The 22,365-nt window shown below is 65.5% G+C and carries 21 protein-coding genes and 1 pseudogene; 10 read left to right on the forward strand and 12 right to left on the reverse strand.

What is annotated here, in order from left to right; genetic code table 11:
• The first annotated feature begins 72 nt into the window (after positions 1-72).
• A complete protein-coding gene (locus tag ATE70_RS09575) occupies positions 73-2,406 on the forward strand; it encodes a TonB-dependent receptor (RefSeq protein WP_082639527.1) in 2,334 nt (777 codons plus the stop codon).
• 81 nt (positions 2,407-2,487) lie between these two features.
• On the forward strand, positions 2,488-2,754 hold the full coding sequence (locus ATE70_RS09580) for a DUF3297 family protein (RefSeq protein WP_058537695.1): 267 nt from the start codon (positions 2,488-2,490) through the stop codon (positions 2,752-2,754).
• A 90-nt stretch (positions 2,755-2,844) separates the two neighbouring features.
• Here ATE70_RS09580 and ATE70_RS09585 read toward each other — a convergent pair whose 3' ends face one another.
• From ATE70_RS09585 to ATE70_RS09595, 3 genes are all read right to left on the reverse strand, one after another.
• On the reverse strand, positions 2,845-3,429 hold the full coding sequence (locus ATE70_RS09585; RefSeq protein ID WP_058537696.1) for a CHAP domain-containing protein: 585 nt from the start codon (positions 3,427-3,429) through the stop codon (positions 2,845-2,847).
• 278 nt (positions 3,430-3,707) lie between these two features.
• Positions 3,708-6,062: a putative bifunctional diguanylate cyclase/phosphodiesterase gene (locus tag ATE70_RS09590; RefSeq protein ID WP_058537697.1), complete on the reverse strand. Its 2,355-nt coding sequence runs from the start codon at positions 6,060-6,062 to the stop codon at positions 3,708-3,710.
• A 110-nt stretch (positions 6,063-6,172) separates the two neighbouring features.
• Positions 6,173-7,924 carry a fatty acyl-AMP ligase gene (locus tag ATE70_RS09595; protein ID WP_058537698.1) on the reverse strand — a complete coding sequence of 584 codons (1,752 nt, stop codon included), beginning with the start codon at positions 7,922-7,924 and terminating at the stop codon, positions 6,173-6,175.
• A 350-nt stretch (positions 7,925-8,274) separates the two neighbouring features.
• Between ATE70_RS09595 and ATE70_RS09600 the strand changes: the two genes are divergently transcribed.
• The 4 genes and pseudogenes from ATE70_RS09600 to ATE70_RS25415 form a co-directional block, all read left to right on the forward strand.
• Positions 8,275-8,676, forward strand: a complete 402-nt coding sequence (locus ATE70_RS09600) for a RecX family transcriptional regulator (RefSeq protein WP_058799853.1) — start codon at positions 8,275-8,277, stop codon at positions 8,674-8,676.
• A gap of 32 nt (positions 8,677-8,708) precedes the next feature.
• Entirely contained in the window at positions 8,709-9,170 is a 462-nt protein-coding gene (locus ATE70_RS09605) for a DUF192 domain-containing protein (protein WP_058537700.1), read from the forward strand.
• A 60-nt stretch (positions 9,171-9,230) separates the two neighbouring features.
• A complete protein-coding gene (locus ATE70_RS09610; RefSeq protein ID WP_037513557.1) occupies positions 9,231-9,617 on the forward strand; it encodes an NADH:ubiquinone oxidoreductase subunit NDUFA12 in 387 nt (128 codons plus the stop codon).
• Between the two features lie 242 nt (positions 9,618-9,859).
• Positions 9,860-10,030 (forward strand): annotated as a pseudogene (locus ATE70_RS25415) (DUF2155 domain-containing protein); the annotation flags it as partial.
• A 35-nt stretch (positions 10,031-10,065) separates the two neighbouring features.
• On the opposite strand, the gene aat reads toward ATE70_RS25415, so the two are convergent.
• Positions 10,066-10,857, reverse strand: a complete 792-nt coding sequence (gene aat, locus ATE70_RS09615; protein ID WP_197411432.1) for a leucyl/phenylalanyl-tRNA--protein transferase — start codon at positions 10,855-10,857, stop codon at positions 10,066-10,068.
• Positions 10,854-11,675 carry a class I SAM-dependent methyltransferase gene (locus ATE70_RS09620; protein WP_058537702.1) on the reverse strand — a complete coding sequence of 274 codons (822 nt, stop codon included), beginning with the start codon at positions 11,673-11,675 and terminating at the stop codon, positions 10,854-10,856. Before ATE70_RS09620 ends, aat begins: the two co-directional genes overlap by 4 nt.
• 52 nt (positions 11,676-11,727) lie before the next feature.
• Here ATE70_RS09620 and ATE70_RS24785 point away from each other — a divergent pair, with 52 nt between their 5' ends.
• Complete coding sequence (locus tag ATE70_RS24785) at positions 11,728-11,916, forward strand: hypothetical protein (RefSeq protein WP_058800985.1); 189 nt, start codon at positions 11,728-11,730, stop codon at positions 11,914-11,916.
• An 81-nt stretch (positions 11,917-11,997) separates the two neighbouring features.
• On the opposite strand, the gene ATE70_RS09625 is transcribed toward ATE70_RS24785, so the two are convergent.
• The 6 genes from ATE70_RS09625 to ATE70_RS09650 form a co-directional block, all read right to left on the reverse strand.
• Positions 11,998-13,488 (reverse strand): CpaF family protein, encoded by a 1,491-nt coding sequence (locus ATE70_RS09625; protein ID WP_058537703.1) that lies wholly within the window; start codon positions 13,486-13,488, stop codon positions 11,998-12,000.
• A gap of 186 nt (positions 13,489-13,674) precedes the next feature.
• A complete protein-coding gene (locus ATE70_RS09630; RefSeq protein ID WP_037513563.1) occupies positions 13,675-13,932 on the reverse strand; it encodes an ATP synthase F1 subunit epsilon in 258 nt (85 codons plus the stop codon).
• Between the two features lie 44 nt (positions 13,933-13,976).
• Positions 13,977-15,512, reverse strand: a complete 1,536-nt coding sequence (gene atpD / locus ATE70_RS09635; RefSeq protein ID WP_231732599.1) for a F0F1 ATP synthase subunit beta — start codon at positions 15,510-15,512, stop codon at positions 13,977-13,979.
• Between the two features lie 57 nt (positions 15,513-15,569).
• A complete protein-coding gene (locus tag ATE70_RS09640) occupies positions 15,570-16,445 on the reverse strand; it encodes a F0F1 ATP synthase subunit gamma (RefSeq protein ID WP_058537704.1) in 876 nt (291 codons plus the stop codon).
• 51 nt (positions 16,446-16,496) lie between these two features.
• Positions 16,497-18,026 carry a F0F1 ATP synthase subunit alpha gene (atpA, locus tag ATE70_RS09645; RefSeq protein ID WP_058537705.1) on the reverse strand — a complete coding sequence of 510 codons (1,530 nt, stop codon included), beginning with the start codon at positions 18,024-18,026 and terminating at the stop codon, positions 16,497-16,499.
• 3 nt (positions 18,027-18,029) lie between these two features.
• Positions 18,030-18,596 (reverse strand): F0F1 ATP synthase subunit delta, encoded by a 567-nt coding sequence (locus ATE70_RS09650; RefSeq protein ID WP_058537706.1) that lies wholly within the window; start codon positions 18,594-18,596, stop codon positions 18,030-18,032.
• Between the two features lie 202 nt (positions 18,597-18,798).
• On the opposite strand from ATE70_RS09650, the gene ATE70_RS09655 reads away from it, so the two are divergent.
• From ATE70_RS09655 to ATE70_RS09665, 3 genes are read left to right on the forward strand one after another with little or no spacing between them, the layout of a single operon-like run.
• Positions 18,799-19,476, forward strand: a complete 678-nt coding sequence (locus ATE70_RS09655) for a dienelactone hydrolase family protein (protein ID WP_058537707.1) — start codon at positions 18,799-18,801, stop codon at positions 19,474-19,476.
• Positions 19,473-20,003 (forward strand): AAA family ATPase, encoded by a 531-nt coding sequence (locus ATE70_RS09660; protein WP_058537708.1) that lies wholly within the window; start codon positions 19,473-19,475, stop codon positions 20,001-20,003. Before ATE70_RS09655 ends, ATE70_RS09660 begins: the two co-directional genes overlap by 4 nt.
• A 10-nt stretch (positions 20,004-20,013) precedes the next feature.
• A complete protein-coding gene (locus tag ATE70_RS09665; protein WP_058537709.1) occupies positions 20,014-20,808 on the forward strand; it encodes an alpha/beta hydrolase in 795 nt (264 codons plus the stop codon).
• Positions 20,809-20,811: 3 nt separating this feature from the next.
• On the opposite strand, the gene ATE70_RS09670 is transcribed toward ATE70_RS09665, so the two are convergent.
• Positions 20,812-22,353 carry a S1C family serine protease gene (locus ATE70_RS09670; RefSeq protein WP_058537710.1) on the reverse strand — a complete coding sequence of 514 codons (1,542 nt, stop codon included), beginning with the start codon at positions 22,351-22,353 and terminating at the stop codon, positions 20,812-20,814.
• Between the last annotated feature and the right edge of the window lie 12 nt (positions 22,354-22,365).

Raw genomic sequence — 22,365 nt, forward strand, 5'->3', positions numbered from 1 at the left:
CGCAGCAATATCGCCCGCCTATGCCCCCGCGACCCCGGCGCCATTTCGCGACCGGGAAAAGGGGATCCATCGATGACCACTCAGTTCAGGAGCCGCCTGCGCGCCGGGGCCGCCTCGATCGCTGCGCTCGCCGTGCTGGCCGCGACGCCGGCCTTTGCCGAAGACGCCGCGGCCGATGCGGCCGATAGCGCCGATGTCGAAGAGATCGTCGTGCTCGGGCAGGGGCAGGCGCGTCAGGTGCAGGAATTGGGCGCCGCCGACATCGCGCTCGAAGTGTCGGGTATCAGCCCGCTCAAGGCCATCGACAAGCTGCCCGGGGTCAATTTCCAGGCCGCCGATCCGTTCGGCGCCTATGAATGGTCGGCACGCATCTCGATCCGCGGTTTCAGCCAGAACCAGCTCGGCTTCACGCTCGACGGCGTCCCGCTCGGCGATATGAATTACGGCAACCACAACGGCCTGCACATCAGCCGCGCGATCATCAGCGAGAATGTCGGCCGGGTCGAAGTCGCGCAGGGCGCGGGCTCGCTCGCGGCGGCGTCGACGAGCAACCTTGGCGGCACGATCGAATTTTTCTCGCGCGAACCGGCCGAAGACCTCGGCGTCGACGTGTCGGGCACCTATGGCAGCGACGAGACCAAGCGTCTCTTCGCGCGCATCGACAGCGGCGAGATCGCGCCCGGTGGCCCGCGCCTGTCGCTGAGCTATGCTTGGGCTGATGCCGACAAGTGGAAGGGCAATGGCGTCCAGCGCCAGGACCAGGTCAATGCGCGCATCGTCCAGCCCGTCGGCGACGGCCAGTTCTTCGGCTTCGTCAACTATTCGAACCGCCGCGAGAATGACTATCAGGACCTCAGCGCCGACATGATCGGCCGCCTCGGCTATCAGTGGGACAATTTTGCCAAGGATTGGGACACGGCGGTCCAGGTCGCCAAAGTCTATCAGAATCAGGTCGCGCGCGCGGCCTATAACGCCGGCGTCGCCAATGGCAGTCTGCCGCTCGGGACGCCCTATGTCGCGCCCTATGCCGGGGCCGGCGAGGCATTCCCGGCGCCGGTCGCGACGGTTGACGACGCCTATTATGACGCGTCGGGGCTGCGCAAGGACTGGCTCGCCGGCGTCGGCGTCGAGGCGCCGCTCGGCGAATATTGGACGCTGAAGGCGATGGGCTATTACCATGGCAACAAGGGTCGCGGCTTGTGGTTCACGCCCTATGTCACGACCCCCGGCGGCGCGCCGATGACGATCCGCACCACCGAATATGACATCGAGCGTTATGGCATCGTCACCTCCAGCCTGTTCGAGGTCGGCAACAACAAGTTCGAAATCGGCATGTGGTACGAGGACAACGCCTTCAATCAGGCGCGGCGTTTCTATGGCCTCGCCAGCACGACCGGCGCGCCGAGCCGCGGCAGCCTGAAATTCCCGAAGGACCCGCTCACGACGCAGTGGGAGTTCGATTTCAACACCCAGACGCTGCAATATCATGTCCAGGACACGCTCGACCTCGGCAGCTTCCAGATCAATGCGGGCTGGAAGGGGCTGCGCGTCACCAACCTTGCGACGCCGATCGTGCGCGGCGGGCTCGCGTCGGGGAAGACCGAGGCGAAGGACTGGTTCCTACCGCAGGCGGGGCTGCTCTATCGCCTCAACGACGATAACGAGCTGTTCGCGAGCTATACCGAAAATATCCGCGCCTTCGAATCGTCGGCGACCGGCGGTCCCTTCGCCACGACGCAGGCGGGTTTCGACGCGCTCGACCTCAAACCCGAAACCTCGACCACCTACGAACTCGGTTTCCGCACCAAATCGCCCCGCTTTCAGGGCGTGATCGCGGGCTATTATGTCGACTTCAAGGATCGCATCATTGCGTTCGCCAACGGGTCGGGCATTCAGGGTAATCCGGCGATCCTGAGCAACGTCGGCGACGTCCGTTCGTGGGGCGTCGAGGCGGCGGGCACGTTCCGCGTCACCCCCGAACTCTCGCTCTTCGCTTCCTATGCCTATAACGACTCCGAATATCAGGACGATGTTGTCAATGCGGCGGGCGCGGTCGTTGCGGCGACCGCGGGCAAGACGGTGGTCAATTCGCCGCGGCATCTCGCCAAGGGCGAAATCACCTGGGACAATGGTGATTTCTTCGCGCGCGTCGGCGCCAACTACACGTCGAAGCGCTATTATTCCTACGAGAATGACGCCGAGGTCGGCGGGTTCGTGATCGTCGACGCCAGCATCGGCTATCGCCTCAACGACCGCATCTCGATCCAGGCCAATGCGACGAACCTGTTCGACAAGGAATATGTGTCGACGATCGGCACCAACGGCTTCGCCAACCGCGGTGATAGTCAGACCTTGCTGACGGGCGCGCCGCAGCAGTTCTTTGTGGCGTTGAAGGCCGGGTTCTAGACCCGACGTCGCTTCTCAACGATTGACGATGATGGCGCGGTCCAGCTAGGGCCGCGCCATCATTTTTTGGGAAATATAGTCATGACCGATACGCCCCCCGACCGCATGTCGACCAATCCGCGCTCGCCCCATTTCGATATGGAGGTGCTGCAGCGTGGCATCGGAATCCGCTTCAAGGGCAAGGAGCGCACCGACGTCGAGGAATATTCGGTCTCCGAAGGCTGGATCCGCGTCGCCGCGGGCAAGTCGAAGGACCGCTTTGGCCAGGCGATGACGATCAAGCTGTCGGGCGAGGTCGAAGCCTGGTTCGAAGACACCGCCGCCAGCGGCGAGGGCGACGAAGCCTAAACACACCGGCGTCACAGCGCATAAAGAAAAGCCCCGGAGCGATCCGGGGCTTTCTTTGTGCGCGATGCGCTTGCCGGCTGTCGTTCGGGCTTACTGGCCGAGCGAGGCGGCGACGAATTCGAGGCCGTTGCCGGGTTTCCAGTCGTTCTGGGCCCAGACGGGCGCCTTGAAGCTGGGAGCCTTGTTCGGTGCGCCCGCTTCGCCGTCGGCGTAGATGAAGCCCTGCACCGGATTGGCGCGCAGGCCCAGGTCACCGATCGGCGCGTACCACACTCGAACCATGCTCCAGTCGCCATCCGAGCTGACGTCGACAACGCGGACGTTGCGTTCGATCTGGCCGCGGCGGCCGTTGATCGGCGACCAGTTGGCATGGTCGATCAGGATTTCACGGTCGCTGACGATCTTCTTGACGACGGCAACATGGCCGAGCGGCATGCCGCCGGTGCCGGCGAAGGCCATCACGGCGCCCTGGCGGGGCTCTTCGCCGCGCTGATAGGTGCCGGCGGCCTGCGCCCACCAGGTCTTGGCGTTGCCGCGGATTTCGACGCCCGATTCGGCGCGGGCAAAGGGGACGCACTGCAGATAGTCGCGTGCCGCGGCGGGCGCGCTGACGAGCAGGCCGGTGATCATCATCACAGACGCCATGGCGGCTGCCAGATAACGACGAATGAACATGGAAAGCGACCCCCCGATGGCTTGTCTTCAAGCGTTGGAGCGTCTTTGCCACGGTGCGCGCGGACCACCACCCGTCTAGCGACGAGTCGCGCCATCGCTGCGGTGGATGGGGGAACCTTTTGTTAAGCAGTTCAATTCGCCGTGCGGGCATTTCGGTTTATCGACCAAATCGAATCCGTCGTCCCCGCGTAGGCGGGGGCCGTCATCGGCCTTGATCCGATGTTGCGGTCTAAAACGACATCGGCCCCCGCCTGCGCGGGGGCGACGATTTGGGTTTGTCAGGCGGCGACGGTCGCCACGTCGTCGGGGGCACGGAACAGCGTCAGCACGTCGCTCGCCGGCATCGGCCGCCCGTAATAATAGCCCTGGATGTTGCTGCAGCCAAAGCCGCGGAGCGTTTCGACCTCGAGCTCGGTCTCGGCGCCCTCGGCGGTCGTCGACATGCCGAGGCTGTCGGCGAGCGCGACGACAGCGCGGATGATCGCGATCGATTCGATGCTGCCCTTCGCCGCCCCGACGACGAAGCTGCGGTCGACCTTGATCGTCGAGAATTGCGTCTTGCGCAGGTAACCGAGCGACGAATAGCCGGTGCCGAAATCGTCGAGCGACAGGCGGATGCCGAGCCCGATAAGCTGGTCGAGCAGCTGCGCCGCGCCGCCGCCGTCGCGCAGGAAGACGCTTTCGGTGACTTCGATTTCGAGCCGTTGCGGCGAAAGCCCGCTTTGCGCGAGCGCCGAGACGACGACCGAGGCGAAGCTCGGATCGGTGAGCTGGTCGGCCGAGACGTTGACCGCGACCTTCAGGTTCGACGGCCATTTCATCGCTTCGCGGCACGCGGTGCGCAGCACCCATTCGCCGATCGGCGAGATCAGCCGCGCATCCTCGGCGAGCGGGATGAAGCGGCCTGGCGACACATTGCCGAGCTTCTGGTTGTGCCAGCGGATCAGCGCCTCGAAGCCGTTCAATGTGCCGTCGGCGGCGGTCACCACCGGCTGGTAATAAAGTTCGAATTCGCCGCGTTCGAGCGCGCCGCGCAATTCCTGCTCCATCACGCGCCGTTCCTCGGCTTGCGCGTGCAACGATGCGACATAGGCGGCGACGACATTGCCGCCCTTGTCCTTGGACTTGTAGAGCGCAAGGTCGGCGTTGCGGGTCAGCGTCTCGACCGTCGCGCCATCGGTCGGCCCGATCGCGAAGCCGACGCTGGCGCCGACGAACAGCTGGTGATTGTCGACCACATAGGGGCGGCTGATCGTCGTGATGATCCGCTGCGCGAGATCCTCGGCGCTGTCGGCCGAGGCAACATTGTGGAGCACGACCGCGAATTCGTCGCCGCCGAGCCGGCCGCAGGTCATCCCGCGCTCCATCAGGCCCTTCAGCCGTGCCGCGACCTGCGCGAGCAATTTGTCGCCGACGGGGTGGCCCAGCGTATCATTGACCGCCTTGAACCGGTCGAGGTCGATCATCAGCAGCGCGCAGCGCGACTTGGCCTCGAGCGCATGCGCCAGCGCGCGCGCCAGATCCTCGTTGAGGCTCAGGCGATTGGGCAGGCCGGTCAGATTGTCGAAGCGCGCCATTTTGGCGATCTGTTCGGCGGTCGCGCGCTTTTCGGTGACGTCCGATCCGACGCCGCGGAAGCCGAGGAACTTGCCGGCTTCGTCGAGGCGCGGCGACGCGGACAATTCCCACCAGCGCGGCATGCCGCCGATCGTGACCGGCACGATCAGATTCGAAAAGCTCTCGCGCCGTTTCATCCGTTCGGCCATGTCGTGGAGGCTTTTGGGGAACAGGCCGGTTTCCCAGGCATCGCCCGAAAGCGCCTGCAACAGTGGGATGTTCTCGAGCGTCTCCGCGGTGCCGCCGAGCGCATAGGCGAGGCGCGGCGAGACGTGGACGAGGCGGCGGCTGTTGTCGGTCTGCCACAGCCAGTCGGCCGAGGTTTCCTCGAATTCGCGCAGCAGCAAACTCACCGTTTCGGTCTTTTCGTGCAGCGTCTCTTCGGCGCGGCGAAAGCGGATATGGCTTTGCGCAAAACGGACGCAGAAGGCGCAAAGGAGCAGCCCGGCGGCGATCGCCACGCCGGCCAGCTGGGGCGCGCCGGCGCGCACCAGCGCGGCGGCAGCCGACAGGGTGACGGGCCCGATAAACAGCACGCAGGCCAGCGGGACGCTGTGCGCGACGATCGAGAGCGTGACCATCATCAGCACCGCGATCGTCCACATCGAAAGGACATGGTCGAGCGCCGGCGTCAGCCCCTGCAACCAGAAGGGCGACCCCCAAAGAACCGCCGAATAGAGCGCGTGCCGCACGCACAGCCGATATTCGGCCACCCCAGACAGCTTGGGGTCGCCGAGCGGGAGGTTGCGGAATTTGCTGTACGACCAGAGGCCGAAGACCAACGCGCCGCCCAGCCAGCCGGCCGCGACCGGCAACGGCACGCTGAGGATCATGGTGAAAGCCGCAACGAGCGCCATGCCCATGCCCATCACCAGGCGCAGCGATCCGCGGCCGCGAAGCGGCGCAAGCTGGAGCTGGCGGAGGTTGCCGATGTCCTGATCGCGCGGCCCCAGCCCCAAAAGGGTCCGCGCAGGAATGACTTCGGCAGCAATTGGATCGGTCAGCAGGCTTTTCACCCGCCCTGTTTAGCGCGCGGGGGTTACCCGAAGGTAACTATCGGCCCATTTCCAAAACGCTTTCCTGTCCCTTGTCGGGACAGGAAAAACGTGGCCGTTCAGCGGGTTGATCAGGCCGCCATCGCGAAAGGCTGGATTTCCCCGGCCAGATATTGCGCGCGCGCCTTCGACCGGCTGAGCTTGCCCGAACTGGTCCGCGGCAGCGTGCGCGGCGGGATCAGTTCGATCAGGCAGTTCATGCCGGTGATCGCGCGGACGCGGTCGCGAATCGTCTCGCGCAGCGCGAGGCGCTCAGCCTCGTCGCTGGTGCGGCACTGGACGAGCACCGCGGGGGTTTCCTCGCCGCCGGGCGCGGTGATCGCAAAGGCGGCGATGTCGCCCGATTTGAAGCCCGGCAATTGTTCGACCGCCCACTCGATATCCTGCGGCCAGTGATTCTTGCCGTTGATGATGATCATGTCCTTGGCGCGGCCGACAATATAGATGTAACCATCTGACAAATAACCCATATCGCCGGTGTCGAGCCAGCCGTCCTTCATGCAGGCGGCGGTCGATTCGGGATCGCGGAAATAGCCGGTCATCAGCGACGGGCCGGTGCACCAAACCTTGCCGACGGTCTGGTCGGGCAGCGGGTTCCCCGCTTCGTCGCGGACCTCGATCACCATGTCGCGCGCGGCGCGGCCGCAGTTGACGATCGCGCGGTAACGCGTCGGCCGGCCCGAATCATTCGCGGCGCCCGACAGCTCGGTTTCCTCGACCAGTTCGACGACGATGCCTTCGCCCGGCGGCATGATGCTGACCGCGAGCGTCGCTTCGGCAAGGCCGTAGCTCGGCAGGAAGGCACTCGCCTTGAAACCCGCGTCGGCAAAGGCATCGACGAAGCTCTGCATCACGTCGGGGCGGATCATGTCGGCGCCGTTGCCCGCGACGCGCCAGCGCGACAGGTCGAAGCGGTCGGCGACGTGCGTCTGGCTCGACACGCGGCGCGCGCAGATGTCGTAGCCGAAGGTTGGCGAATAGCTGAGCGTTGTGCCCTCGTTGCGGCTGATCAGGTCGAGCCAGGCGAGCGGGCGGCGGGCGAAATCCTCGGTCTTGAGATAATCGACCGAGACCTGGTTCGCGACCGGCGAGAGCAGGCAGCCGACGAGGCCCATGTCGTGATACCAGGGCAGCCACGAGATGCAGCGGTCGCTGTCGCGCACTTCCATGCCGTGGCTGTGCGCGGCGAGGTTGTTGAGTAGCGCGGCATGGGTGACGGCGACGCCGTGCGGGAAGCGCGTCGAGCCGCTGCTGTATTGCAGATAGCAGGTCTCATTCGACTTCTGCTCGGGAAGCGCGGCGACCGGTGCCGGACTCTGTTCGAACGCGCTCCAGTCGACGGGCTTCACGCCTTCCTTCTCGGCCGCTTCGACCGCCATCGCGGCGATTTCGGGCGGGAAGAAGAGCATCGTCGGGTCGCAGCTGGAAAGCTGCACGACGAGCTGGCCGACATAGCTGTCGCGCCCGCCGAAGCTGGTCGGCAGTGGCAGCGGCACCGGCCAGGCGCCGGCGTAGATCGTGCCGAAGAAGAGCGCGGCGAATTCGGGGCCGGTTTCGGCGATCAGCGCGATTCGGTCGCCGGGCTTCACCCCCGCGGCGATCAGCCGATAGGCGGCCCGAAGCGCGTCGGCCTTGAGTTCGCTGTACGGATAAGGGCGCACGAGACGCCCACGCGGATCGTGGAAATTGAGCCCGCGCGTACCGTTCGCGGCATAATCGAGCGCTTCGCCGATGGTGGCGAAGTCCGAAAAGCGGCGCGGTTGCGCACAGAGCGTCGGGGTCGACGTCAGCGCGTCGGCCTGCGTTTCGATGATCTGAGTCATAGGGGGTGCGACATCCCGTGAAACGGGCCGCGCGGCAACAAGCATGTCATCTTTTGAAGCCATAGTACCGTGCGCGAGCCCTGTGTTGTTAGAACAATCGCCCATTTCCGGGCGTTATGGCCCGATATGGCGGTGTTGATCGTTCTCAATCAGGCCCGACTGTGGCACAAACATGGCATATGGCCAACCGCCGCGCCCCATCCGACCGTTCAAGAAGGCCTCTCGGTGCAGCGCGGCTCGACGAATTGGCGCTCGCTTATGTCGCGAGATTCGCAACGAGCCGGGCCAAGCTGACGCGCTATCTTGCCAGAAAAGTCCGTGAATCCGAATGGATAGACGATATTGACGCCATGACGGCCTGCGAGGCAGTGGCCGACCGGATGGAGCGGCTGCAATTTCTCGATGACCGCCAATATGCCGCGATGCGCGCGGGTGCGATGACACGGCGCGGGCTGGGCGTCCGGCGCGTCAAGGCGCAGCTTTATGTCGACGGAATTGCCGCGAAAGACAGCGGCGAGGCGATCGAGACGGCCGAAACCGCCGCGGTGTCGGCGGCGGTCGGATTCGCGCGGCGCCGGCGGTTCGGGCCCTTTGCCGTACGCGCGAGCGACGATCCGAAGCAGCGCGAACGGCAAATCGCCGCCTTTTTGCGCGCGGGGCACAGCATGACGATCGCGCGCCGCATCCTCGCCGTTCCCCCGGGGGACGAGGCGGCGCTGGCGGTGCTGGACGATGAAGCGATGCTCGATTAGGTCCGGCGACATCACGGGATAAGGATTTGCCGATGCGCGCCATTTTTACCGCCCTTGCCCTGTCGCTCGCGCTGCCGATGGCGGCGTGCAGTAGCGATGCAAGCGAGGAAGCGAGCGTTGCGACGATCCCGGTGACGATCGCCGCGGCGGGCAAGGCACATGTCTTCAACGTCGAGGTTGCGCGCACCGACGAGGAACAGGATCGCGGGCTGATGTTCCGCACCAGCCTGCCCGAGGGCGGCGGCATGATCTTCCCGTTCAAGAAGCCGCGAATCGGCAGCTTCTGGATGAAGAACACGCTGATTCCGCTCGATATGATCTTCATCCGCGCCGACGGCAGCATCGACCGCATCGCCGAAAATACCATCCCCGAATCGCTCGAACCGGTGGTCAGCGGCGGCGAGGTTTCGGCGGTGCTCGAACTCGCGGGCGGTACGGCGGCGAAGCTTGGCATCGACGAGACCGCCAAGATCACGTGGAAAGATGGAAAATAGCGCCCGTCCGCGTGGTTTGCGGCTTGCAGACCGCGCTACCTTGCCTGTAAACGCCACGCCATGAGCATCTTGGGCAAGATTTTCACCTGGTGGGACGGTGCGACCGTCGGCACGTTGCTGAACAGCTGGAGCACCGGCACGAAGGTGGGCGAGGACAGCCTCGGCAACCGCTATTTCCGTGCGAAAAAGGGCGGCCGCCGCTGGGTGCTGTACAATGGATCGAACGACGCGAGCCGCGTGCCGCCCGAATGGCACGGCTGGCTGCACGGCACCTTCGACGAGCTGCCGACCGATGCCCTTCCCGCGCCGCGCGCATGGGAGAAGGAAGCGACCCCGAACCTGACCGGCAGCACGGGCGCCTATCGCCCCGCCGGTGCGCTCGAACGCGGCGGCCAGCGCGCCGCCGCGACGGGCGATTATGAGGCCTGGCGGCCCGGCGCCGAGTGAGCGCTGCGGTGCCCAGGCTGACCGCGACCGCCGGGCTGGCCATGCTCGCCGCGCTGTCGCTCGGCGCCTGCGACCGGAACCCGGCGACCAAGGCGGGCGGCAGCGACAAGGCGCCGCAGATCGCGAAATCCGAACGCGTGCCGCAGGAAGTCGGCGGCATCGAAGGCGCAACCCCGATGGCGGACCGCGTCGCGGTCGTCGGCCTGCTCAACAAGCGTAACGGGCTCGTCCGCGATCTCGAGATGAAGCCCGGCGAAACGGCGCGCGTCGGCCGCGCGATCGTGCGGCTCCGCGCATGCGAGATGACCGCGCCGTGGGAGGATCCGCCCGAAACTGGCGCCTTCGTCCAGCTGACGGTGCAGGATCAGCGCGACGACAAATGGTATCGCGTCTTTTCGGGCTGGATTTTCCGCGAGCGGCCTGACCGCAACGTCATCCAGCACCCGATCTATGACGTCTTCGTCAAAAGCTGCGCAATGACATATCCGGGCGGCGAACCCGTCGCGCGTTCGGCACCGAAATCGGGCGCCGCCGCGGCGCCCAAGGCATCGAGGGCGCCCCAGTCGCCCGCGACGAACGGCGGCGAGGGGACGGCAACGCTCGTCGCGCCGCCGGTCGTTCCGGCCCCGGCGCCCAAGGCCGCGGCACCGTCGCCCCCCGCCAACACCGAATAGAGCCGCGCGAGATAGTCGGCCTGGCGAATCTCGATCGCGCCGAGGCTGGCGAGGTGCGGCGTGATGAACTGGCAATCGAGCAATTTCCAGCCGCCGGCGCGTAGCCGCGCGACGAGGTGCGCCAGCGCGACCTTCGACGCGTCGCGCGCGCGGCTGACCATCGATTCGCCGAAGAAAGCGCGGCCGAGCGTCACGCCGTAGAGCCCGCCCGCAAGCTCGCCGTCCAGCCAGCATTCGACGCTGTGCGCATGGCCGAGCTGGAACAGGCGGTCGTAGCTCGCCCGGATCACCGGATTGATCCACGTCGTCGGCCGGTCGTCGGCGGGCGCGGCGCAGAGCGCGACCATCTCGGCAAAGGCGGTATCGGTCGTGACGCGAAAGCGGTCCGACACGATGATTTTTTTCAGGCTGTGCGAGAGGTGAAATCCCTCCAGTGGCAGGATTGCGCGCAGCCGTGGTTCGACCCAATGGACCGACGGGTCGTCCGCCCCGTCGGCCATCGGAAAAATGCCCTGCGCATAGGCGCTGAGCAGCAGCGCCGGATCTATGGATTCAAAATGTTTCAGCTCGCAGGCTTCACGAATTTGAGCGTCATGCGATCCGATTCGCCGATCGCGACATATTTTGCGCGATCGGTCTCGCCCTCGGTCAGGTTCGGGGGCAGCGTCCAGACGCCCTTGGGATAATCCTTGCTATCCTTGGGATTGGCGTTGATCTCGCTCTCGCCCGCCAGCTTGAAGCCCGCGGCTTCGGCAAAGGCGACGATCGAGCTCTTCTTCATATAGCCCGACTTTTCCTCCTTCGCGCTGTCGTCATTTTCGTTGAGGCGGTGCTCGACGACGCCGAGCGTGCCGCCGGGTTTGAGCATCGCGAAAATCTGCCTGAACGCGTTCGCGGTGTTGTCGGTGCCGTCGAAGCGCCAGTTGTGGACGTTGCGGAAGGTCAGCACGACGTCGGCGCTGCCGTCGGGCACCTTCGGGTTCGTGCCCGCATGGGGGAATTCGGCGAGCTTTACCGCGCCATAGACCTCGGCATTCTCGGTCTGCTTGGTTTTAACGCGGTTCAGGCCGCGTTCCCACGGCGCCGCGACATACAGCGTACCGCCGCCCGATTTGGTCAGCGGGGCGAGGATTTCGGTATACCAGCCGCCGCCGGGCCACAGCTCGACCACGGTGTCGCCGGGCTTCACGCCAAAGAAGGCGAGCGTTTCGGCGGGGTGGCGATATGTGTCGCGCGGCGTGTTCGTCGCGGTGCGCGTGGGCGCGGCGACGGCGGCGGCGATCGCGTCCTGCGCCTTGTGCGCGGCGTGGGCGTCATGCTGCATCGCGGTTGCGGGAACGGCGATCAGGGCGGCAGCACTTGCAAGCAATAATAGGGAACGCATATGGGGCACCTCTCTCCAGGGGAAGGCCCTGTTTGCGAAGGGATGCGCGGCAATGCAAGTGTCCATGCTGTCAGTGGGGATCGGCGCCGCGCTATTGTTCGGCGTGGCCGAGGTCGCGAGCTGGCGCCGCAACAACCGCCGCGACGTCGAACAGGTCGGTTTCATGCCGTGGCGCGGGATCGCGCTGGCGTCGGCCGCCGTCGCTTTATTCGCGACGGCGTTCTGGCTGGCCGGGAAATAACGTCGCCCCCGCGAAGGCGGGGGCCGCTGGAGTGTAGCGCAAGATCGATAGCGGCCCCCGCCTTCGCGGGGGCGACGAATATTACAGGCACGCCTCGAGATAGGGCTGGTCAAAGCCATATTGGCGCGCTTTTTCCAGCGTATAGGGACGCAGGCCCATCGCGCGATATTCGCCGACGATCTTGCCGTCCTTGTCCTCGTCGAGATATTCGAACTTGAAGAGTTCCTGCGTGACGATGACGTCGCCTTCCATGCCGATCACTTCGGTGACGTTGGTGACGCGGCGCGAGCCGTCGCGCAGGCGCTTGATCTGGACGATCAGGTCGACCGAATCGGCGATCTGCTTCGAGATCGCTTCCTTCGGAATCTTGATGTCGCCCATCAGCACCATATTCTCCATACGGCCGAGGCATTCGCGCGGGCTGTTGCTGTGGAGCGTACACATCGACCCGTCGTGACCCGTGTTCATCGCAGCGAGCAGATCGAAACACTCCGCGCCACGGACTTCGCCCATGATGATACGGTCGGGACGCATACGCAGCGCGTTCTTGACGAGGTCGCCCATGTGGATCGCGCCATTGCCCTCGAGGTTCGCGGGGCGCGTTTCGAGCGGCAGCCAGTGCGGCTGTTGCAGGCGAAGTTCGGCGGCGTCCTCGATCGTCAGCACGCGTTCGCCGGGGTCGATCATCTTCGACAGCGCGTTGAGCATCGTCGTCTTACCCGAACCCGTGCCGCCCGAGATAACGATGTTGAAGCGGCTGGCGCCCGCGATCTTCAGCGCGGTACACATTTTCTGGCTCATCGCGCCCCATTGGCAGAGCATGTCGAGCGTGATCGGCTTGGCCGAGAATTTACGAATCGAGATCGCGGTGCCGCGCAAGGAGAGCGGCGGCACGATCACGTTGACGCGGCTGCCGTCCTTGAGCCGGGCGTCGGCGAGCGGGGTGGTCTGGTCGACGCGGCGGCCGACGAGGTTGCAGATGCGCTGCGCGATCTGGAACAGATGCTGTTCGTCGCGGAACTGGATCGGCGCGATGACCAGCTGGCCCTTGCGTTCGATATAGGTCTGGTACGGACCGTTGACCATGATGTCCGAAATGTCGGGGTCGGCGAGCAGCTCTTCGAGCGGGCCGAAACCGAGCAGTTCGTCGACGAGCACCTTTTCGAGCGCGAACTGTTCGCGCCGGTTCAATGTGATGCGCAGTTCCGCGAGCACTTCGAGGATGATCGGACGGAATTCCTCGGTCAGCTCGTCCTTGTTGAGCGTCGCCGCCGCCTCGGGATCGACGCGTTCGAGCAGGCGCGGCAGCACCTGTTCCTTGATCTTGTGGACGCTCGCTTCAAAGCCTTGCGCCTTCTCGGGCTCCATCGCCTCGGCGGTCGAGCGCTGGTTCAGCCGCTCCATCGCCTCTTCTTCGGGCGTCAGGTTCGACGGCATCTGCGGAATGTCGACCGGGGTGTCGATCGCGGGGAACTGGGTTCCGCCCGGCACGCCGGGACCAGTCTGCATCGGCTTGGCCACGCCAAAGGCGGGGCGGCCAGCGGTTCCGGGTCGGCGTCCGAATGCACTCATCGGTTTTTCCTGCTTCCATATCATCGGGAGCATCGCTGCCAGCGCAGACGAACCCCCATCCGACACGGTGAATAAACCGGAAACTTTGACATTGTCCTAATGCGGCGGACGATTGCGCGCGGGCACAAAAAAAAGCCCGCATCCATGGGGATGCGGGCTTTTGATCGCCGTGGACGGCGGAAGCAATCAGCTTGCGATATGCTCGGCCAGAACGGTGAGGCCGGCTTCGTTAACCTCGGCAAAGCCGCCTTCGACCTCGATCACTTCGGGCGCGGCGCCTGCGGTCGCATAGATGGTCAGCGGCCCGTTGCGCAGCGTCGCCATGAACGGCGCGTGGCCTTCGAGCACCGAGAAATCGCCCTCGGTCCCCGGCACGGTGACCATATGGACGTCGGCGGTCCGCTCGAGGCGGGCGGGGGTGACGAGTTCGAACTTCAGAGCCATGATATGTCCTTAAACCCCTCCCTCCGGGGAGGGGTGTAGGTGTGTTACGCGTCTTCGGCGAGCTTCGCGGCCTTGGCGACCGCTTCGTCGATACCGCCGACCATGTAGAAGGCCGCTTCGGGCAGATGGTCATATTCGCCGTCGACCACCGCCTTGAACGACTTCACCGTGTCTTCGATCGCCACGAACTTGCCGGGGATGTTGGTGAAGACTTCGGCGACGTGGAACGGCTGCGACAGGAAGCGCTGGATCTTGCGCGCGCGGGCGACGACCAGCTTATCTTCTTCCGAAAGCTCGTCCATGCCGAGAATCGCGATGATGTCCTGAAGCGACTTGTACTTCTGCAGCGTTTCCTGAACGCGGCGGGCGGTTTCATAATGCTCCTGCCCGACGATCGCGGCGGTCAGCACGCGGCTGGTCGAATCGAGCGGATCGACCGCCGGATAGATGCCGAGTTCCGAAATCGCGCGGTTCAGCGTCGTCGTTGCGTCCAGGTGGGCGAACGAGGTTGCCGGGGCAGGGTCGGTCAAGTCATCCGCGGGAACGTAGATGGCCTGCACCGAGGTGATCGAGCCCTTGTTGGTCGAGGTAATGCGTTCCTGCAGCGCGCCCATGTCGGTCGACAGCGTCGGCTGGTAACCCACGGCCGAAGGAATACGGCCGAGCAGTGCCGACACTTCCGAACCCGCCTGCGTGAAGCGGAAGATGTTGTCGACGAAGAAGAGCACGTCCTGGCCTTCCTGATCGCGGAAATATTCGGCGATCGTCAGGCCCGAGAGCGCGACGCGGGCACGGGCGCCCGGGGGTTCGTTCATCTGGCCGAACACGAGCGCAACCTTCGAACCCTCGGGGGTCGGGTTGCCGTCCTTGTCCTTGGCGATAACGCCGGCGTCGAGGAATTCGTGATAGAGATCGTTGCCTTCGCGGGTGCGTTCACCGACGCCCGCGAACACCGACGTACCACCATGGCCCTTGGCGATGTTGTTGATCAGTTCCTGGATGAGAACGGTCTTGCCGACGCCCGCGCCGCCGAACAGGCCGATCTTGCCGCCCTTTGCGTAAGGCGCGATCAGGTCGATGACCTTGATGCCGGTGACGAGGATGCTGCTTTCGGTCGACTGGTCGACGAATTCGGGAGCCTTGGCGTGGATCGGCGCGCGGCTGACGGCGTTCACCGGACCCTGTTCGTCGATCGGCTCGCCGATGACGTTGAGGATGCGGCCGAGCGTCTGCGGGCCGACGGGGACCGCGATCTGCGCGCCGGTGTCGGTGACGGGCTGGCCGCGCGTCAGGCCGTCGGTCGCGTCCATCGCGATCGTGCGCACGGTGTTCTCGCCGAGGTGCTGCGCGACTTCGAGGACGAGGCGGTTGCCGTTGTTGTCGGTTTCGAGCGCGTTCAGAATCGCGGGGAGCTGGCCGGTGAACTGGACGTCGACGACGGCGCCGATGACCTGTGCGATGCGGCCCGTGGCGGTGCCGGTGCTTGCAGCCTTGGGAGCGGCAGCCTTCTTCGGCGCAGCAGCCTTGGGCGCGGCGGCCTTCTTGGCGGGTGCCTTCTTTTCAGCGGGTGCGGTAGCCATGGTCTTCTTCCTTGGGTTGATCAGTTAGAGCGCTTCGGCGCCCAGTTCTTCGCGGAGCTACAGCGCTTCCGCGCCAGCAATAATTTCGATGAGTTCGGTCGTGATCGCCGCCTGACGCGTGCGGTTGTAAATGATGGTCAGCTTGTTGATCAGGTCGCCCGCGTTGCGCGTCGCATTGTCCATCGCGGTCATCGACGCACCCTGTTCGGACGCGGCGTTTTCAAGGATGCCCTTGAAGATCTGGATCGTGATGTTGCGCGGCAGCAGGTCGGCGAGGATCGCTTCCTCGTCGGGCTCATATTCGACCGCGGCGCCGCTCGACGCCGGAACGTCGACGGGCGCGGGAACGGGGATCAGCTGCTGGCCGGTCGCTTCCTGGAGGAGCGCCGAACGGAACTTCGAATAGAAGAGATGCGCGACGTCGAACACGCCGGCTTCGTACATCTCCATGACCTTCGCCGAAACCTCGTGCGCCTGGTCGAAGCCGATGTCGCGGATGCCGGTCGTCTCATAGAGCTCGGTGATCTGGCCGGCGAACAGGCGGCCGATGACCGGGCGGCCCTTGCGGCCGATCAGGTAGAAGAGAACCTTCTTGCCCTGCGCCTGCAGTTCGAGCGCCTTGTCGCGCGCCGCCTTGACGATGTTCGAGTTGAACGCGCCCGCGAGACCGCGGTCGCTGTTGAGCACGACGAGCAGGTGCGTGTCGCTCTTGCCGGTGCCCGACAGAAGCTTCGGCGCGCTGTCCGACCCACCGACCTTCGACGCCAGACTGGCGACGACGCCTTCGAGGCGCTCGGCGTAAGGACGCGCGGCTTCGGCAGCCGCCTGCGCCTTGCGCAGCTTGGCGGCTGCGACCATTTTCTTGGCCTTGGTGATCTTCTGGGTCGATTTGACCGAGTTGATCCGCCCTTTGAGTTCTTTCAGGTTTGCCATGAAGGCCCCTATATTTCATCATCCCGGCCGAAGCCGGGACGACGTAAACCTTTAAGCGAAAATCTTGGCGAACGCTTCGAGCGCGGCAACGAGGCCCTTCTTGGCGTCATCGCCAAGATCCTTGGTGTCGCGGATCGTCTTCAGCACGCCGGCGTGGTCGCTGCGCAGATAGGCGATCATCGCCTGTTCGTAGCGCGAGACGTCGGTGGTCGCGACATTGTCGAGATAGCCGTTGGTGCCGGCAAAGATCGACGCGGTCTGCTCTTCGAACGGCATCGGCTGGAACTGCGGCTGCTTCAAGAGCTGCGTCAGGCGCGCGCCGCGGTTGAGCAGCTTCTGCGTCGACGCGTCGAGGTCCGAACCGAACTGCGCAAAGGCTTCCATTTCGCGATACTGCGCGAGTTCGAGCTTGATCGAGCCCGACACCTTTTTCATCGCCTTGGTCTGCGCGGCCGAGCCGACGCGCGACACCGACAGACCCACGTTGATCGCGGGACGGATACCGGCGTTGAACAGGTTGGTTTCGAGGAAGATCTGGCCGTCGGTGATCGAAATCACGTTGGTCGGGATGTACGCCGAAACGTCGCCCGCCTGCGTTTCGATGATCGGCAGCGCGGTGAGCGAGCCCGAACCATTGTCGGCGTTCATCTTTGCCGAACGCTCGAGCAGGCGGCTGTGGAGATAGAAAACGTCGCCGGGGTAAGCTTCGCGGCCCGGCGGGCGGCGCAGCAGCAGCGACATCTGGCGGTAAGCGACGGCCTGCTTCGAGAGATCGTCATAGACGATCACGGCGTGCATGCCATTGTCGCGGAAATATTCGCCCATCGTGCAGCCGGTGTAGGGTGCGAGGAACTGCAGCGGAGCGGGCTCCGACGCGGTCGCGGCGACGACGATCGAATATTCCATCGCGCCATTTTCTTCGAGCTGGCGGACGATCTGCGCGACGGTCGAGCGCTTCTGGCCGATCGCGACATAGATGCAATAGAGCTTCTTGCTCTCGTCATCGCCCGCGTTGGCTTCCTTCTGGTTGATGAAGGTGTCGATCGCGACGGCGGTCTTGCCGGTCTGACGATCGCCGATGATCAGTTCGCGCTGGCCGCGGCCGACGGGGACGAGCGCGTCGAGCGCCTTGAGGCCGGTCTGGACGGGTTCGTGCACCGAGGTGCGCGGGATAATCCCCGGCGCCTTCACTTCGACGCGCATGCGCTTCTCGGCCTTGATCGGGCCCTTGCCGTCGATCGGGTTGCCGAGGCCATCGACGACGCGGCCGAGCAGGCCCTTGCCGACGGGGACGTCGACGATCGTGCCGGTGCGCTTGACGGTGTCGCCTTCCTTGATCTCGGCGTCCGAGCCGAAGATCACGATGCCGACATTGTCGGCTTCGAGGTTGAGCGCCATGCCCTGCACGCCATTGGCGAATTCGACCATTTCGCCGGCCTGGACGTTGTCGAGGCCGTGGACGCGGGCGATGCCGTCGCCGACCGACAGAACCTTGCCGATTTCGCTGACCGTTGCGTCGGTGCCGAAATTGGCGATCTGGTCCTTGATGACCTTGCTGATTTCAGCGGCGCGGATTTCCATGGTTTAGCCTTTCATCGCCTGTGCGAAGCTATTGAGACGGGTACGGATGCTGCCGTCGATCAGCTGGCTGCCCAGCTGGACGACGAGACCGCCAAGAATGGCGGGGTCGACGGTCGCGGCGACGGTGACGTCGCGCCCGACACGGGATTTGAGGTTCGCGGTCAGCTCTTTGAGCTGCGCGGCCGAAAGCGGATGCGCGCTGGTGACCTTGGCGGTCACTTCGCCGCGATGATCGGCGACGATCGCGTCGAAGGCGTCGATCATCTTGGGCAGATCGGCGAGGCGGCGGTTCTCGGCGAGCACGCCGAGGAACTTCGCGGTCAGCGAATCGAGCTTCATCGCCTTGGCGACCGCGGCGATGGCGTTCGCGGCGTCGCTGCGAGCGACGACGGGGCTGGCGATCAGCGCCGACAGGTCGGCCGATTCGGTCAGGCCGGCGCGAAGCGTCGCAAGGCTCTTGGCCACCGCGTCGATCGCGTTCGATTCGCGCGCCAGATCGAACAAAGCGACCGCATAACGGCCCGCGAGGCCCGCCGTGATGTTGCCCTGAATGCCGCCGGAATTCTCCACGCGTGAAAGTCCTTTGTTGCTATCCCGTGGGGGATGGGTCGCGCGCTTTTCGGGGATATTCGACGAATGCCCCCCACGCGAAGTCGCGGCGCGCCTAGCAACGATTTTGCTGCAATGCAAGGCGGGCGGGCGATTGCTTTTGCCCCTTCGTGCGATAGGGACGGGCGAACCAAAAAATATGACGTCGAAGGGAAGGTGCACGATGGGCGAGATGATCCGGATGACGATGGACGATGGTGCCGAGATCGCGGTCTATCACGCGCAGCCCGACGGCGAGCGCTGCGGCGGGCTGGTCCTGATCCAGGAAATCTTCGGGGTCACCGACCATATCCGCGAAATGTGCGACGAGTTCGCCGCCGAGGGATATGAGGTGCTCAGCCCCGCGCTCTTCGACCGCGAGCATCCGGGGTTCGAGAGCGATTATTCGGGGCCGCAGTTCCAGCGCGCGGTCCAGCTGGCGCGCGAGCTCCATCCGTTCGAGCAGAGCCTGAAGGATGCGCAGACGTGCATCGATGCGCTGAAGGGCAAAGGGCCGGTGTTCATCACCGGCTATTGCTATGGCGGCTCGGTCGCGTGGCGGATGGCGCAGATCAGCGCCGACCTTGCGGCGTCCTCGGCCTATTATGGCAGCCTCGTGCCGACGATGTTCAAGGACGAGGCGCCCGCCTGTGCCGCGATCGCCCATTTCGGCCGCTATGACGACGGCATCCCGATGGAAGGCGTCGAGGCGCTGATCGCGAAGGATCACCCGACCGCGCAAATCTTCGTCTATGACGCGGGGCACGGCTTCAACAGCGACCGGCGCAAGGATTATCACGAAGCGAGCGCAACCCAAGCGCGCGAGCGCACGCTGATGCTGTTCAGGGCGTGCGGGGGGTGAGGCTGGTCTTCATCCATGGTCCCGCGGCGTCGGGCAAGCTGACCGTCGCGCGCGAACTTGCGGCGCAGACCGGGCTGCCGCTGTTCCACAACCATCTGGTCGTCGACGCGCTGCTGGCGGTCTTTCCCTTCGGCAGCGACGCCTTCGTCAAACTGCGCGAGACGATGTGGATGGATGTATTTCGCGCGGCCGCGGCCGGCGGGCGATCGCTGATCTTCACCTTCCATCCCGAGGCGAGCGTCGCCCCCGATTTTCCAGAGCGGGTCGTCGCGCTGGTCGAACAGGCCGGGGGGCGGGTCGATTTCGTCGCGCTGACGTGCGCGCGAGAGATTGTCGAAGCCCGTCTCGACTCGCCGTCGCGGCAGGCAAGCGGCAAATTGTCGTCGGTTGCGTTGTATCGCGAACTCGCGGCGACCGGCGCCTTCGCCTATCCCGCGCTTCCCGCCGCGCGGGTCGCGATCGATTCGGGGGCCATGCTTCCCGCCGAAGCGGCGGAGCGGATTCGCGCCGCGCTCGGCCTCGGATAGCGCGCAACGCGTGAAGCTCGCCCTGAACCTGCTACTGGCGCTGGCCGTCTTCGCACTCGTCGCGGCGACGCTGCTCTATACGCAGCAGCGCCGGCTGATCTTTCCGGCGCCGGCCGACTATCCGCAGGCGCCGCCGCCGGGCTTCCGCCTCGTCCACACCCAGACCGACGACGGCTTGCGGCTTTCCGCTTTCTATCGCCCCGCGCTGCCGGGCAAGAAGACGCTCCTCTTCTTCCACGGCAATGGCGACAATATGCTCGGCGCGATCGAGGCGACGCGCGGGCCGGCGGCGGCGGGGCACGGGCTGATGCTGGTCGAATATCGCGGCTATGGCGGCAATCCCGGATCGCCGGGCGAGGCGGACCTCTATCGCGATGGCGCGGCGGCGATGCGCTGGCTCGCCGGGGCCGGGGCCGGGGTCGATTCGCGCGGGATCGTCGTCGTCGGCAATTCGGTCGGCTCGGGACCGGCGACCGAAATGGCGCTGCGGCACGATGTCGCGGCGCTGATGCTCGTGTCGGGGTTTTCGGATTTGCCGTCGGTCGTGAAGAGCCGGGTCCCGCTCGTCCCGCGCTGGCTGGTGCGCGACCGGTTCGACAATGCGGCAAAGCTGGCCCGCGTGAAGGCGCCTGTCTATCTGATGCACGGCGACGCCGACACGCTGGTGACGCCCGCCAATCTGGATCGACTGGCGCGGGCGCGGCCCGACGCGACGGTCGCGCGTGTCGCAGGGGTTGGGCACGAGCTAGCCTACACCGCCCCCGCGCAGGCGATTCTCACGAAATGGGTTGGCGGACTCCGCTGACGGTCAGCCGCCGGTCGCCGGTTTGACCGCTGCGCCGCTCGCCGGCTGGCAGCGATAGACGAGCCGCTCGTTCGGGCTGGCGGGCAGCGCGCTGCGGATCGCGTCCTGCTGCGCGGCGAGCCCTGCGAGCTCGTCAGGGTTGGCGGTGCAGCTCTTGAGCGTGACCGTCGCGCGCGTCTCACGCGCCTTGGTCATCGTTTCGGCGTCGAGCAGATAGCGGTCGACGCGGTAATCGCGCCCGGTCGAATCGATCGACGCGACGGTGACCGTCGCCTCGTCGTTCGGCACGAGGATGCGCTGCCAGCGGTCGTCGGCGCCCCGCGTATATTGCGTGCGCCCGTTGACGCAGCCGCCCTTGCCGATGGTGATCGGTACGTCGGTCGTCGCCGATACGGTGATGCGGCTGCGGTCGGGGCGGATCGTGCAGAGGAAATTGCCTTGCGCGAGCTTGGGCGTTTCGGTGGCGGCGGCGGTCGCCGCTTCTTCTGCGATCTCGGCGTGCGCGTCGGGACGCGTGACGAACAGGATCGCGGCGCCGAGCATCAGCACCGCGCCCGCACCGCCCGCAATCTTGGCATTACGCAGATTCTTCTGGCTGTAGAAGAGCAGGCCGGCGCCCGCGGCGAGCGCGCCGATCACGAAGAAAACCCCCGCGAGCGCGATCCGGTTTTCGCGCGATGCGAGCGCGTCTTCCGCGGCGCGCGCCTGCTTCAATTCGCGGTCGAGCCGGGCGGCGGCGTTCTTCGCGGCATTCGCCTCGGCGCTCGCGCGCGCTTCGGCGTCGATCGCGGCGCGATCGCGCGCGTCGGCTTCAGCGAGCGACAGGCACGGCGTGCCGACGCTGGTATATTGCTGGTTCGCATCGGCGAGGAAGCGCATGAGCTCGCGCCCGGAAATGGCAAAGGCGAAGGGCGAATCGCCGTCGTCGGCGCGCGTGATCGCGGTGTTGATCCCGGTGATGCGGCCGCACTGATCGACGAGCGGGCCGCCCGAATTGCCGCGCGAAATCTTCGCGGTGTGGATCAGCATCGCGACCCCGTCGACGCTTTGCGTGTTCGACATATTGCCCTCGCTGCGCGTCGGGGTGCGCGGGGTGATATAGTCGTTGGCGCTGCGTGCGGTCGCAAGGTCGACATTGCCCGGATAGCCCAAGGCGACGACATCGGCGCCCGAATCGAGCGGGCCGGTGTAGATCGCGGCGGCGGGCAGGCGGCCCTCGGTAATCTCGATCAGCGCGAGGTCGCGCGCGGTGTCGATCGCGATCAGCTTGCCCGCGAAACTCTTCTGCCCTTCGGACGGGACGACGCCCAAGGCGACATTGTCGGGATATTTGGCGGCTGATTCGACGACATGCGCGTTGGTGACGATCCTTGTCGGCGAGATCGCGATGCCGCTGCCATGGCCGAAACCGACGACCTCGCCATCGACCATCGCGACGGTGACGACGCGCACGACGCTGCGCGACGCGGCGCTGATGTCGTCGGCGGCATGGACCGGAAGCGAGAGAGTAAGAAGGGCGAGCAGCAGCGCGAGGAGGCGGGTCATGGCGCGGAACCT

The organism is Sphingopyxis sp. H053 (assembly GCF_001468225.1).
Taxonomy (GTDB): Bacteria; Pseudomonadota; Alphaproteobacteria; order Sphingomonadales; family Sphingomonadaceae; genus Sphingopyxis.

What these genes read in the sequence shown, in the direction of transcription:
- atpA (WP_058537705.1), bottom strand. Translation starts at nt 18,026, where the DNA reads ATGGAAATCCGCGCCGCTGAAATCAGCAAGGTCATCAAGGACCAGATC.
- ATE70_RS24785 (WP_058800985.1), top strand. Translation starts at nt 11,728, where the DNA reads ATGCAAGTGTCCATGCTGTCAGTGGGGATCGGCGCCGCGCTATTGTTC.
- ATE70_RS09640 (WP_058537704.1), bottom strand. Translation starts at nt 16,445, where the DNA reads ATGGCAAACCTGAAAGAACTCAAAGGGCGGATCAACTCGGTCAAATCG.
- ATE70_RS09620 (WP_058537702.1), bottom strand. Translation starts at nt 11,675, where the DNA reads ATGCGTTCCCTATTATTGCTTGCAAGTGCTGCCGCCCTGATCGCCGTT.
- ATE70_RS09655 (WP_058537707.1), top strand. Translation starts at nt 18,799, where the DNA reads ATGGGCGAGATGATCCGGATGACGATGGACGATGGTGCCGAGATCGCG.
- ATE70_RS09585 (WP_058537696.1), bottom strand. Translation starts at nt 3,429, where the DNA reads ATGTTCATTCGTCGTTATCTGGCAGCCGCCATGGCGTCTGTGATGATG.
- ATE70_RS09625 (WP_058537703.1), bottom strand. Translation starts at nt 13,488, where the DNA reads ATGAGTGCATTCGGACGCCGACCCGGAACCGCTGGCCGCCCCGCCTTT.
- ATE70_RS09595 (WP_058537698.1), bottom strand. Translation starts at nt 7,924, where the DNA reads ATGACTCAGATCATCGAAACGCAGGCCGACGCGCTGACGTCGACCCCG.
- ATE70_RS09670 (WP_058537710.1), bottom strand. Translation starts at nt 22,353, where the DNA reads ATGACCCGCCTCCTCGCGCTGCTGCTCGCCCTTCTTACTCTCTCGCTT.
- atpD (WP_231732599.1), bottom strand. Translation starts at nt 15,512, where the DNA reads ATGGCTACCGCACCCGCTGAAAAGAAGGCACCCGCCAAGAAGGCCGCC.
- ATE70_RS09610 (WP_037513557.1), top strand. Translation starts at nt 9,231, where the DNA reads ATGAGCATCTTGGGCAAGATTTTCACCTGGTGGGACGGTGCGACCGTC.
- ATE70_RS09575 (WP_082639527.1), top strand. Translation starts at nt 73, where the DNA reads ATGACCACTCAGTTCAGGAGCCGCCTGCGCGCCGGGGCCGCCTCGATC.
- ATE70_RS09605 (WP_058537700.1), top strand. Translation starts at nt 8,709, where the DNA reads ATGCGCGCCATTTTTACCGCCCTTGCCCTGTCGCTCGCGCTGCCGATG.
- ATE70_RS09630 (WP_037513563.1), bottom strand. Translation starts at nt 13,932, where the DNA reads ATGGCTCTGAAGTTCGAACTCGTCACCCCCGCCCGCCTCGAGCGGACC.
- ATE70_RS09600 (WP_058799853.1), top strand. Translation starts at nt 8,275, where the DNA reads ATGACGGCCTGCGAGGCAGTGGCCGACCGGATGGAGCGGCTGCAATTT.
- ATE70_RS09580 (WP_058537695.1), top strand. Translation starts at nt 2,488, where the DNA reads ATGACCGATACGCCCCCCGACCGCATGTCGACCAATCCGCGCTCGCCC.